We start from the raw sequence: 13126 nt of genomic DNA on the forward strand, positions 1-13126 counted from the left end.
TCACAACGGTTGTAACCGGTTACGCGGGCAAGTAACCGGTTTCATAAGCCTCTCCGTTTTCGGGTGAGCGACGTCCGTCGTCGCGGCATCCGGGGCAAGGAAGGGGTGCAAGGGATGATGGAGGGGACTGGAATGGCATCCACCAATGATCGCGCGCAGATGCGTCGTGGGATTTCCGCGCTGGCCCTGGCGGTCGCGCTCGTCGTCAGCGCACCCGCTCATGCCCAGGCCAGCGGCACGCTGCGCGGCCGGGTCGAGGGCGCGTCGGCGGGCACCACGGTCAAGATCACCGACCTGACCACCGGCCAGGTCATCACCGCGCGCACCAACGCGGCGGGTGACTATACCATCCCCGGCATCCGCCCCAGCACCTACCGGGTCGAGGTTCAGGGCCAGCAGCCCGAACAGGTCGTCGTCCCGATCGGCCAGATCATCACCGCCGATATCGGCGAGCCCGCCGCTGCGCCCGGCGGCGGCGGTGAGGAGATTGCAGGCGGCGCTGCGGCGTCTGGCGATGTCGTCGTGACCGGCCGCCGCACCCAGGAGGTGCGCACCGCGGAGGTTTCCACCAACGTGTCGCAGCAGCAGATCGAAAGCCTGCCGCAAAGCGACCGCAACTTCCTGAACTTCGCCGCGCTCGCGCCGGGCGTGGCGGTGACGCCGGGTCGCAGCAACCGCCAGGTCCAGGCGGGTGGCGTCAGTGCGGACAACGTCAACGTCTTCATCGACGGCCTGTCCCTGAAGAACCAGGTCAATCACGGCGGCGTGGCGGGCCAGAATTTCAGCCAGGGCAATCCCTTCCCGCAGCTGGCGGTGCAGGAATTCAAGGTCGATACCCAGAATTACAAGGCCGAATACGAACAGTCCGGGTCGGCGATCATCACCGCCGTCACCAAGACCGGCGGCGACAGCTATCACGGTACGCTGTTTGGCGAGTGGCAGCCCAAATCCTTCTACGGCACCAAATATTTCGACCGGCCGGGCCAGCGCAACAATCTGGACGGCACGCGCCAACAGGGCGATTACGACCGCAAGCAATATGGCGCCGACCTGGGCGGTCCGATCATCAAGGACGTGCTGCACATCTATGGCGCGTTCGAGGCGACCGACCAGAAGGCCCCTTCGACCGCGGTGCAGCTGGGCAATACCAGCACCGCCGACCCGACCCAGGTCGTGCCCCAGGCGATCGTCAGCCAGTTCAACGGCAGCTATCCGCAGGATTTCAGCCAGCGGCTCTATTTCGGCAAGCTGACCGGCTATGTCAGCAACGCCGACACGGTCAATCTCAGCGGCTTCTTCCGCCGGGAAAGCAACCTGGCCGATTTCGGCGGCATCGCGGTGCCCTCGCACGGCCACCTGCTCCAGTCGAAGATCGACCTCTATCAGCTCGAATGGAACCATCGCGGCGACCATTGGCTGAACGAGATGACGCTGGCCTATAATAGCGTCTTCAACGGCACGCCGCGCACCAGCAGCGGGCCCGAGATCGTGCTGGGCCGCCCGGGCGCCGCCGTCGCGCAGCTGGGCACCAACGGCTTCGAGCAGTTCGACAACCAGAAGACCTGGACGTTCAAGAACAACGTCACCTTCTTTGGCGATCGCCATGTCGTGAAGGCGGGCGTGAAGGTCTCGCTGAACGACCTGTCACGCGCCGAGGACAATCTGGGCAACGGTGCCTATTATTTCACGCCGTCGACCTACACCACCTTCGACGCCTCGACCCCGCAACAGGCGGCGGTCTCGGTCGTGCCGGTGCGCCCGGCGACCGCGAAGAACACGCAAATCGGCCTGTTCCTGCAGGACGACTGGACGGTCAATGACCATATCACCGTCAATGCCGGTCTGCGCTGGGACTATGAAACCAACGCGAAGAACGAGAATTTCGTCACGCCCACGGCCATCGCCAATGCGTTGCGCAATTATCAGCCGTGGCAGGCGGCGGGCATCAACCCGAACGACTATATATCGACCGGCAACAACCGGAAGCCGTATTGGAAGGCGTTCCAGCCGCGCCTGGGCATTTCCTACGACCTGAACGGCGACCGCGACACGATCTTCTTTGCGGGTGCGGGCCGCTATTACGACCGGCCGCTGTTCATCGCGGCGGGGATCGAGACGGTGAAGCAACTCTATCAGCAGACCGTTACGCTCAGCTTCTGCGACGGCCCCGGCCAGCCGACCTGCGCGAGCATCCGTGCGACCAACAATGGCGGGCTGCCGCCCGCGACGCTTGCGTGGAACAGCAGCTACAAGAATGTCGACGCGCTGCGCGCGGCGGCGACCGCGACGGGCGTGGGCGGCGAGGTCTGGCTGCTCAACAACAACACCAGGCTGCCCTATTCGGACCAGTTCAACATCGGTTTCCGCAAGCGGCTGGGCGTCGTGCAGACCTCGGTCACGTTCAGCCACATCCGCAGCCACAACATCTTCAAGTATGTGCGCGGCAATCGCCTGCCCAGCGGGCAATATACCAGCCAGGGCGACCAGTGGATCGAGGACAACTTCCCCGCCCAGGGCATCCTGCCCGGCTATAGCGGCAAGTTGAACATCGGGTCGAACGACGGCAAGGCGGAGTATAACGCGCTCTACTTCACCGCCGAAAAGCCGTTCGTCACCGGTTCGACCTGGGGCTTCACCGCCACGCTGACGGTGCAGCAGGCCAAGAGCAACGTCGCGCAGGAGTTGCAGGGCGACGAGTTCTTCAACGGCCCGCGCGTCGATGCTTATGGCTGGAATTATGTCGCGAGCGTCGAGAAGTGGCGCTTCGTCGGCACCGGCATCGCCAAGGGGCCGTGGGATACCAAGATCTCGGTGACCGGCACCTTCAGTTCGGGCCCGTCCTTCGGCCAGGTCATCTTCCCGGCCGTGAAGCCTGAGAATGCCAGCGCCTATGGCAATTTCGGCGGCGTGTTCTGGCCCGACCAGATCGTCGGCTATGCCGCGGTCGACCTGCGCGTCTCGAAGAACTTCAAGATGCCATGGGGCCATGACCTGGAGGTCAATCTGGCCGCGTTCAACATCTTCGATTCGGTCAACCGGACCTATTCGGCCTGGGGTGCGGGATCGGGCGTGAACCCGACCAAGCGCGAGTTCGACACCACCGGCGTGCCGCGCTCGTTCCAGGTCGGTGCGCGGTACAAGTTCTGAGGATTGGGGGCTGTGTTGGCGGCCCACCTTTTCCTCCCCTGCAAGGGGAGGGGGACCATGCGCAGCATAGTGGAGGGGTGTCCCGCTCTCGATAGGGCGACACCCCTCCGTCAGGCCTTCGGCCTGCCACCTCCCCTTGCAGGGGAGGAATGGAGGAGCCCATTCATGGGGAATGCCGGAATGTCAGTAATGCCATGACCCCGCGCCTCCTTCGTGTCGGGCAATCGCAAAGCCCGGTCGTGGTCGTCGACGACGTGAGCGGCGATGTCGCGGGCATCGTCGCGATGGCGGCGGCGCTTGCCCCGTTCCCGCAGATACCGGGCAGCCATTATCCCGGTGTCCGCCATGTCCTGAGCCCCGGTGACGGCCCGGCCCACGCCTATGCCACCGCCCTGCTCCAGGCGGTCGCGCCCTTTATCGGCGGTGCGTTCGAGGTCGACGGTTTCGACTGGATCGAGGGCAGCTTCTCGATGGTCACCGCCGCGCCCGCCACCTTGTCCCCGGTTCAGCGGATGCCGCATTTCGATGCGGTCGACCCCGATTATCTGGCGGTCCTCCATTACCTGTCCGAAACGCGGGGCAGCGGCACCGCCTTCTATCGCCAGCGCGCGACGCGGATCGAGCGGGTGACGCCTGCCAATCGCGACGCCTTCATCGCCGCCGCCCGCCGCGACGGCGCGGGGCTGTCCGGCTACACCAATGGCAGCAACGCCGCGTTCGAGCAGATCGGGATGGTCGAGGCAAAGACCGACCGGCTGGTCATTTATCAGGGATGCCTGCTCCATTCGGGCATCATTCCGCCCGACATGGCCTTCAGCGACGATCCGCGTATCGGCCGCCTGACCACCAACCTGTTCGTCCAGGCCCGGCGATGATCCTGGCCCTTGCACTTGCCGCTGCGGCCCAGGACAAGACCTACGCCAACCCGGTCGATATCAATTACCGCTATAACTTCGAGCAGGTGAACGGAGGCATATCCTACCGCACCGGCGCGGACCCGGTGATCGTGTGGTTCAAGGGGGCCTATTATCTCTTCCTGACGCTGGCCGACGGCTATTGGCGCTCGACCGATCTTGTCGACTGGCGCTTCGTCACGCCCAGCCGCTGGCCCGCGCGAGGCATCGTCGCGCCCGCCGTCACCTCGGACGGCGAACGGCTGCTCATCATGCCCTCGATGACCGACCAAGGCACCATCTATGCGACCAGCGATCCGGCGAGCGGCAAGCTCGACTATTTCGTCCGCAGGATGCCGGTGCTCCCCGGCGCGGTGCGATCGGGGTTCGAGGACGCGATCAAGCCGGGGCAGGTGCCGCCCGGCCCGTGGGACCCGGCGTTGTTCCAGGACGACGACAAGCGTTGGTATCTCTATTGGAACTCGTCCAACGTCTTCCCCGTCTACGGCGCGCCCGTCCGTTTCGCGGACGGCCGGATGACCTATGGCGAGCCGCGCCGGTCCTTCATCCTGCTTGATCCCGCGCATCATGGCTGGGAACGCTTCGGCCAGGATCATAGCGGAACACTGCCCGACGGGACGCCGATCACCCCCTTCATGGAGGGGGCGTGGATGACGAAGGTCGGCGGCCGTTACTATCTGCAATATGGCGCGCCGGGCACCGAGTATAACGCCTATGCCACCGGCACTTATGTGGGGACGTCGCCGATGGGGCCGTTCACCTATGCGCCGTACAATCCGGTCGGCTACAAGCCCGGCGGCTTCGTGCAGGGGGCCGGGCACGGCAATAGCTTCCGGGACGCGCACGGCAACTGGTGGAACACCGGCACGCCCTGGATCGGCTATAACTGGACGTTCGAGCGGCGCATCGGCCTGTGGCCCGCCGCGTTCGAGGCGGATGGCCAGATGCGCGTATCGACCCGCTTCGGCGATTTTCCGCACCGGATGCCGACGACCCGCGTGACCGACCCGGAATCGCTGTTCACCGGCTGGATGCTGCTCTCCTACCGCAAGCATGCGGTCGCCAGCGGGGAGGTGGCGGGGCACCCGGCGGCGGACGCGACGGACGAGAACCCCCGCAGCTTCTGGCTGTCGCCGTCAAATGCGCCGGGGGCGACGCTGACGCTGGACCTGGGGGCGGTAAAGACGGTGCGTGCGGTTCAGGTGAACTTCGCGGACTATCAGGCCGGGCGGTTCGGCGACGCGCCCGACATCTATACCGAGTTCCGGCTGGAGCATTCGGCGAACGGCCGGACTTGGCATCCGCTGGCCCGGACCGAGGGGCCGCGGCGCGACCGGCCCAATGCCTATCTCGCGCTGCCCGTCCCGGTGCGCACCCGTTATGTCCGCTACGTCCATGGCCATGTCGGGGCGGCGCATCTGGCGATCAGCGACCTGCGCGTGTTCGGCAACGCCGATGGCGTCGATCCCGCCGCCCCCGAGCAGGTCACCGCGACGCGCGAGGCGGACAGCCGCAACGCCGTCATCCGCTGGCGCCGGGTGCCGGGCGCGGTCGGTTACAATGTCCGCTGGGGCATCCGGCCGGATCGACTGGCCCTGACCTATCAGCTGTTCGCCGACCGGGTGGCCGAGGGCGATCAGGCCGCGCTCCCCTTGCGCGCGCTCACCGTCGGACAGCGTTATCATGTCGCGGTCGAGGCCTTTGACGAACATGGTGTCTCCCGCCTCAGCCGCATTCTGGCGATGTGATTCAAGGGGCCCGGCTGTACCTCACCCCGGAAAGCGCGAAAGTCGATCGGTCCGGGGGAGCTTATTTCCCGGCGGATCGTCGTTCGGTTCAGCTTGGCGTAGGATTGGGTACGATAAGCGCGCCCACCTGCGACGACATTTGGACGAATAGGGGCTATCATACCGTCATGACTGCATTGCCTTTTTCTGTGAATCGCCCCTTTGCCGCCCGTCTGCTCGGCACGCTGACGGCCGGATCGCTGGTCGCCACCCCGCTGATGGCGCAGGTCGCGCCGCCGCCGGTGATGATGCCCGCTCCCGCCGCACCGTCGACGCCGCTGGCCCGCCCGCAGGCCCAGACCACGCCCGCCATCACCACCACGCCGGTCGCGCCGTCGATCGCCAATCCGGCAACGGTCGCGATGCCGACGCTCAGCGCGGCGCAGATGCGCCAGCTCGCCACGCTGATCGCGGAAGGAGAGGTCACGCAGGGCCTTCGCCAGGGGCCGCCGCGCGACCTGTCGACCCTGTCCGCCACCGCGCTGACCCGCGTCGCGCTGGACTATGCGCATGCGGTGCATGTCGGGCGGCTCGATCCGGGCGATTTCACGAAGGACTGGGGCATCCGGCCGCAGCCCTTCGACGCGGCGCCCGGCTTTGCCGATGCGGTGCGGGGCGACCGGCTGGCCGCCTGGGTCGCCTCGCTGCCGCCGCCCTATGCGGGGTATGACGCGCTGGTGAAGGGGCTGGCGCGTTACCGCGCGATGGCGGCGGCGGGCGGCTGGTCGTCGCTGCCGTCGACCACGATCAACTTCGGCGCCAGCGGCCCGCAGGTGCTGGCGTTGCGCAAGCGCCTCGCGATGGAGGACCCCGCCGTCAGCACGACGGGCGATCGGTTCGACGAGGATCTGCTCGCCGCCGTTCGCCGGGCGCAGCGCCGCTATGGCCTGAACCCGGTCGGCACGGTGGGTGGCCAGACCGTCGCCATGCTGAACGTGCCGGTCGCGCAGCGCATCCGCCAGATCATGGCGAACATGGAACGCTGGCGCTGGCTGCCGCAGCAGCTGGAGGCCAAGCGGGTCCAGGTGAACATCGCCGCCGCCGTGCTGACCGTGTTCGACGGCGACAATCCGGTGATGTCGATGAAGGCGGTGACGGGACGACCCGGCAACGAGACGCCGATGCTGGTGTCCACGATCCGCAGCATCGTGCTGAATCCGCCCTGGAACGTGCCCAGCTCGATCGCCAACAAGGAATTGTGGCCCAAGGAAAAGGCCAATCCCGGCTATCTGAAGCGCGCCGGTTTCCGGGTGATCGACAATGGCGACGGCTCGAAGCGGTTGCAGCAATCGTCGGAGAAGAGCGCGCTGGGGCGGTACAAGTTCGACTTCCCCAACGACTTCGCGGTCTATCTGCACGACACGCCCGCCCAGTCCGGTTTCTCCAAGTTCGACCGGCTGGCCAGCCATGGCTGCGTCCGGCTGGAAAAGCCCGCCGAGCTGGCCTCGCTGATGCTGAAGTCGACGCCGGAGTGGCAGCAGCCGCAGATCGACGCGACCATCGCCTCGGGCAAGACGGTGCGCGCGACCATGGCGGAGCCGGTGGCGGTCTATCTGCTCTATTGGACCGCCTTTGCGAATGCCGATGGCCAAGTGGGCTTCCGCGAGGATCCCTATGGCTGGGACGCGCAGCTGGCCACCAAGATCGAGGCCCGCTCGGCCGAGCGGGCGCAATCCACACGCGACTAAAGGGGTAAGGACATGATGAAGATCGCCACCAAGAGCGCCATGGCGCTGCTTGCGGCCGGGCTGCTGCTGGCGGGCTGCTCGCGCTCGTCGGAAGACCCGCCCGTGCCGGTCGAGAACGACACGCCGGTCGCGGAGGAGAATATGGCCGTGCCGGAGGAAACGCCGGTCATGACCAACGATGCCGATGCCGTCGCACCGGTCAACATGGCGGCCGACACGGTGCCGCCGCCGCCGCCCGAGCGGACGGTCGACCAGCAGATGCTGGACGATGCCTCGGCCACCGGTATGACCGCGCGCGTGCAGCGTACGCCGAGCGGCGATGCGCCTGCCGAGGGTGTCGAGCCCAAGGACGGGCAGTAAGACGCAAGCTCCTCCCCGGCACGGGGAGGGGGACCATGCGCAGCATGGTGGAGGGGGCGTTCCGCTGGGGACGACCTGTGTGGAAGCCCCCCTCCGTCAGGCCTTCGACCTGCCACCTCCCCTTGCAGGGGAGGATTTACTGTTCGATCTTGCGAACCAGCGCCGCGCGCTGAGCCTCGGTCGGCTGCCACTGGCCCACCATCGAACCCCCGGCCCCGAACAGCGCGTCGACCACCGACGCCGCATCACCCTCCGCCCACAGCCCGGCCAGTTCCGCCCGGCGCGGATCAGGCGAGGCGTCATTCCCCGTCCGGATAAACCGCAACCAGGCCGCCAGCGCGGTCAGGGTCGCGGGCGCGTCGCCGCCATGCGCCGCCAGCGAGGACAGCCAGCGCGGGCCGACCTTTTGCGATCCATCGCTGGCGATCTGCGACAGGCGATGCTCCAGCGTGACATTGGCGAAGCGGGCGAGCAGTGCATCGGCATAGGGCTCCAGCGCCTGGCCCGGTGCGGCGGTAAAGCTGGTGGCCGCCTCGGCCCGCATCAGCCGTTCGACCACAGGGCGGATCATAGGGTCGGCGACCGCCTGGTGGACGAACTCATGCCCCCGCTCTAGCCCTAGGTAGGCGAGTGCGGAATGCGCGCCGTTGAGCATACGCAGTTTGGCGGTTTCATAGGGCGCGACATCGGCGACGAACTGCGCACCGCCGATTTCCCAGCGGGGGCGGTCACCGGCGAAATCGTCCTCGATCACCCATTGGCGATAGGGCTCGGTGATGACGGCGGCCTCGTCGCGCATCCCCAGGACCGCTTCGACACGGGCGCGATCGGCGTCGGTGACGGCAGGGACGATCCGGTCGACCATGGTGTTGGGACAGCGCCAGTCCCGCTCGAACCAGTCGCGCGCGGCCGCTTCGCCCTGATGGTCGAGGAACGCCGCGACGCCGCCGCGCAGCACCCGGCCATTGTCGGGCAAATTGTCGCAGCTCACCAGCGTCAGCGGGTCCAGGCCAGCGGCGTGCCGCGCGACGACCGCCGCACCCAGATAATGGTAGATGCTGTTCCCGTCCGCGACGATCCCGGCCATGTCGGTCGCGCCATCGGGCCGCCGCCAATAGCCCTTTTCGGTGACGGTCAGCGTGACGATCCGCGTCTCCGGCGCGGCGAGGCGTCGGGCCAGCCGTTCGGGCGTCCTGGCGGCGACGATCACGTCGCGGATCGCACCGATCAGCCGGACGGCCTCACCCTCGCTCGACCGTTCGGTGACGGTGTAGAGCCCGTCCTGCGGTGCCATCTGGTCGTGCACCCCGCCCGAGCGCAGCGATGCCGCCGCGATTCCCCAGTCGCGATCGCCCGCCGCCATGGCATCGTCGGTATAGACTGCCTGATGCGCGCGGTGGAACGCGCCCAGCCCCAGATGGACGATCCCGATACGCTGCGCCGCGCGGTCGTAACCGGGCCGCGATACGGTGTCGGGCAGGGCGGCGGCGGTTGCCTCGCCAAGGCGGGTCACAGCTTGTACGCCGAGCGGACCAGCCCGTTGGTCAGCGCATGGGCCAGTTCGACGGCCTCGTCTTCCTCCAGCCGATGCTCGGCGACCAGACGGGCCAGGAAACCGCAATCGACCCGCCGCGCGACATCGTGCCGCGCCGGGATCGACAGGAAGGCGCGGGTGTCGTCGTTGAACCCGACGGTGTTGTAGAAGCCCGCCGTCTCGGTCGTCATCTCGCGGAACCGGCGCATCCCCTCCGGGCTGTCATGGAACCACCAGGCGGGGCCCAGCTTCAGGCAGGGATAATGTCCGGCCAGCGGGGCCAGCTCGCGCGCATAGACGCTTTCGTCCAGCGTGAAGAGGATGATGGTCAGGTCGCGCTCGTTGCCGACCACGTCGAGCATGGGCTTCAATGCATGGACGTAATCGGTGCGCATCGGCATGTCCGCACCCTTGTCGCGGCCATGGCTGGCGAAAAGCCCTGCATTGTGGTTGCGATACGATCCGGGATGAATCTGCATCGTCATGCCGTCGGCGACGCTCATCTTCGCCATCTCGGTCAGCATCTGCGCACGGAAGAGTTCCGCATCGGCGGGTGTCCAGCCGCCGCCGACGATCTTCGCGAACAGCGCCTCGCATTCGGCCGTCGACAGGTTCGCGGTCGCCGCCGTCGGGTGGCCATGATCGGTGGCGGTCGCGCCCAGCGCGCGGAAGGCGGCGCGGCGCTTGGCATGGGCGGCGAGATAGCCGGACCAGTCATGCACGTCCTCGCCGGTCAGCTCGGCGAAGCGCTCCATCGCGCCCGCGAACTGCTCATGCTCGACATCGATCACGCTGTCGGGGCGATAGGTGGTGATGACGCGGCCAGCCCAACCGGAGTCCCGGATCGCCTGGTGATGGACCAGCGGATCGTCGGCGCCCTCGGTCGTGGCCAGGCATTCGATCCGGAACCGCTCGAACAGCGCGCGGGGGCGGAAGGCGGGGGTGGCCAGCGCCTCGCCGATGGCGTCGAAATAGCGGTCGGCGGTCGCTTCCTCCAACGCTTCGTCGAAACCGAACACCGCGGCGAACACATGGTCGAGCCACATGCGCGACGGCGTGCCGCGGAACAGGTGATAGTTGGCGGCGAACAGCTTCCACGCCGCGCGCGGATCGGTCGCCGGGCGGCCGCCACGATGCGGGATGCCCAGATCGTCCAGTGCGATGCCCTGGCTGTAGAGCATACGAAAGACATAATGGTCGGGCGCGAGCAGCAGGTCGCTGGCGTCGGCCCAGGGCTCGTCGGTGGCGAACCAGCGCGGATCGGTGTGGCCATGCGGGCTGATGATCGGCAGGTCGGCGACCTCGGCATAGAGCGTCCGCGCGATGCTCCGCGTCGTCGGATCGGCGGGCAACAGCCGGTCAGGGTGCAGTTCCAGCTTGCGGGTCATGCGGTCAGCTCCAGTTCGGCCGGAGCCGCGTTCGCGTTCAGGCTCCGCATATGCATGATTCCCCGCTCCAGCCCGCGCAACTCGGCCAGGCCGCGCATCCGCCCCAGCAGCGAATAGCCGGGGTTGGAGGTGCGATGAAGGTCGTCCATCATCCGGTGGCCATGGTCGGGACGCATCACGATCGCGCGGTTCTGCGCATGCGAAATCTCGACCACCGCCTGCATCACGTCCGTCATGCGGGCATGGCCGCCCAGATGCTCGGCCTCATGGAAATTCCGCTCGCCCTCTTCCCAGCCGACCGAGCGAAGGTGGAGGAAATCGATCCGATCGGCAAAGCGGCGGACCATCGCGGGCAGATCGTTGTCCGGCCGCGCGCCGAACGAGCCGGTGCAGAAGCACAGCCCGTTCGCCATCGACGGCACGGCGGCGTAGAGATGCTCCAAGTCGTCCGCCGTGCTGACCACGCGCGGCAGGCCGAAAATGGGGAAGGGCGGATCGTCGGGATGGACGACCAGCCTGATGCCGACTTCCTCCGCGATCGGGCAGACCGCGCGCAGGAAGGCGATATGATTGGCGCGCAGCCGCTCGGCATCGATCCCGGCATAGGTGTCGATCGCGCGCTGGAAGGCGGGCGAGTCGAAGCTCTCCTCGCTGCCCGGCAGCCCGGCGATGATCGTGCGCTCCAAACGGTGGCGCTCCTCGGGCGTCATCGCCGCGAAGCGTGTCGCGGCGGCGGCGCGGACGCTTTCCGAATAATCGGCCTCTGCGCCGGGGCGCTTCAGGATATGGATGTCATAGGCCGCCACCGCCGCCCATTCGAAACGCAGCGCCGTCACACCGTCGGGCAGCCGCCAGTCCAGGTCGGTGCGCGTCCAGTCCAGCAGCGGCATGAAATTATAGGTGACGGTCTGCACGCCTTCCGCGGCCAGGTTGCGCAGGCTGTCGCCATAGGCCTGGACCAGCTCGTCGGTCAGTTGTCCGCGCTTGATCGCGTCATGGACCGGCAGGCTCTCGACCGTCGACCAGCCGAGTCCGGCCGCCTCGATCATCGCGCGCCGCTCGGCGATCGCCGCGCGCGGCCAGACCATGCCGTTGGGGATTTCGTGGAGCGCGGTGACGACCTCGGTCGCGCCCGCCTGGCGGATATGGGACAGGGGAATGGGGTCGGCGGGTCCGAACCACCGCATGGATTGGATCATCAACACGTCCGCTAACCCTCGTCCCGTCTCGTATTTTCAGGCAGGTAGCGGTAGCATTGCGGTTTCGGATTGACCAGTTACAAACTTTGGCCTTGCCACTGTCGCGTGGCGTATGGACCATGGCAGCATCAGGAGAGAAGGCCCATGCAGATCGTCGTCGTCGGGGAAGGGATGATCGAATTGACGCAGGCGGATGGCGGCCTGTGGTGGCTGGGGCATGGCGGCGACACGCTGAACACCGCGATCCATCTGGCGCGCATGGGGCGCGACGTGCGCTACGTCACCGCGCTGGGCGACGATCCGTTCAGCGATACGCTGCTGGCCGACTGGTCGGCGGAGGGTGTCGCCACCGACCTGATCCTGCGTGATCCGACGCGGATGCCGGGGCTATATGCCATCACCACCGATGCGACGGGCGAGCGCAGCTTTGCCTATTGGCGTGGCGAAAGCGCGGCGCGGCGGACCCTGTCGCTGCCCGGCGCCGACCGGGTGATGGCACAGGCCGAACAGGCGGACCTGCTGCTCTTTTCGCTGATCACCCTGGCGATCCTCGATGCCGAGGGCCGCGAGCATCTGTTCGCGCTGGCCGGGCGGGTGCGGGCGCGGGGTGGCCGCGTGGCGTTCGACGGCAATTATCGCCCGCGCCTGTTCGCCGATCAGCAGGTCGCCCGCGATCTGTGCGCCCGTGCGATCGCGGTGTGCGACATCGGCCTGCCGACGCTGGAGGACGAGACGATGCTGACCGGCGCGACCTCGGCCGAACAGGTTCAGGCCCGCTGGCAGGACGGCGGCGCGGGGGAGGTCGTGGTCAAGCTGGGGGCCGATGGGTGCCTGTTGTCGGGCATCGGCATGGTGCCCCCGCCCGAACGGCTGAAACCCCGCGATACGAGCGGTGCGGGCGATGCGTTCAACGCGGGTTATCTGGGCGCGCGTCTGGACGGCGCTTCGCCAAGCGAGGCCGCACTGGCCGGGCATCGCCTGGCGGCGTGGACGGTGATGCGCGCGGGCGCGATTCCGGCCAGGGACGATGCCCTGCCACACTGAATAGGCTGTTTTTGGACTGACCAATATCGGCGGTCGATCGCGTTTACATTCTTTTCTAGCCTTGC

General features: G+C 67.2%; 9 protein-coding genes. 6 read left to right on the forward strand and 3 right to left on the reverse strand.

Annotated elements, in window-relative coordinates:
- Nucleotides 1-132: 132 nt before the first annotated feature.
- From SOM26_RS13220 to SOM26_RS13240, 5 genes are all read left to right on the forward strand, one after another.
- Nucleotides 133-3147, forward strand: coding sequence for a TonB-dependent receptor domain-containing protein (locus SOM26_RS13220; RefSeq protein WP_320453200.1), 3015 nt, complete (start codon nucleotides 133-135; stop codon nucleotides 3145-3147).
- Between the two features lie 194 nt (nucleotides 3148-3341).
- A complete protein-coding gene (locus SOM26_RS13225; protein ID WP_320453201.1) occupies nucleotides 3342-4022 on the forward strand; it encodes a DUF6445 family protein in 681 nt (226 codons plus the stop codon).
- The gene (locus SOM26_RS13230; protein WP_320453202.1) at nucleotides 4019-5809 is read left to right on the forward strand and encodes a family 43 glycosylhydrolase; all 1791 of its coding nucleotides are present in this window, start codon (nucleotides 4019-4021) and stop codon (nucleotides 5807-5809) included. The genes SOM26_RS13225 and SOM26_RS13230 overlap by 4 nt, the downstream gene beginning before the upstream one ends.
- A 167-nt stretch (nucleotides 5810-5976) precedes the next feature.
- A complete protein-coding gene (locus SOM26_RS13235; protein ID WP_320453203.1) occupies nucleotides 5977-7536 on the forward strand; it encodes a L,D-transpeptidase family protein in 1560 nt (519 codons plus the stop codon).
- Nucleotides 7537-7548: 12 nt separating this feature from the next.
- Complete coding sequence (locus tag SOM26_RS13240; protein ID WP_320453204.1) at nucleotides 7549-7896, forward strand: hypothetical protein; 348 nt, start codon at nucleotides 7549-7551, stop codon at nucleotides 7894-7896.
- A 136-nt stretch (nucleotides 7897-8032) separates the two neighbouring features.
- Here the strand turns inward: SOM26_RS13240 and SOM26_RS13245 are convergent, their stop codons facing one another.
- Genes SOM26_RS13245 through uxuA form a run of 3 tightly spaced genes read right to left on the reverse strand, consistent with a single transcriptional unit; the run spans nucleotide 8033 to nucleotide 12017 of the window.
- The gene (locus SOM26_RS13245) at nucleotides 8033-9409 is read right to left on the reverse strand and encodes a mannitol dehydrogenase family protein (protein ID WP_320453205.1); all 1377 of its coding nucleotides are present in this window, start codon (nucleotides 9407-9409) and stop codon (nucleotides 8033-8035) included.
- Nucleotides 9406-10818: a glucuronate isomerase gene (uxaC, locus tag SOM26_RS13250; RefSeq protein WP_320453206.1), complete on the reverse strand. Its 1413-nt coding sequence runs from the start codon at nucleotides 10816-10818 to the stop codon at nucleotides 9406-9408. The genes SOM26_RS13245 and uxaC overlap by 4 nt, the downstream gene beginning before the upstream one ends.
- On the reverse strand, nucleotides 10815-12017 hold the full coding sequence (gene uxuA / locus SOM26_RS13255) for a mannonate dehydratase (protein WP_320453207.1): 1203 nt from the start codon (nucleotides 12015-12017) through the stop codon (nucleotides 10815-10817). The genes uxaC and uxuA overlap by 4 nt, the downstream gene beginning before the upstream one ends.
- Before the next feature lie 144 nt (nucleotides 12018-12161).
- Here uxuA and SOM26_RS13260 point away from each other — a divergent pair, with 144 nt between their 5' ends.
- Nucleotides 12162-13061, forward strand: a complete 900-nt coding sequence (locus tag SOM26_RS13260; protein ID WP_320453208.1) for a sugar kinase — start codon at nucleotides 12162-12164, stop codon at nucleotides 13059-13061.
- The last annotated feature ends 65 nt before the right edge of the window (nucleotides 13062-13126 follow it).

Origin of the sequence: Sphingomonas sp. CFBP8993 (genome assembly GCF_034044895.1) — a bacterium.
Taxonomy (GTDB): domain Bacteria; phylum Pseudomonadota; class Alphaproteobacteria; order Sphingomonadales; family Sphingomonadaceae; genus Sphingomonas.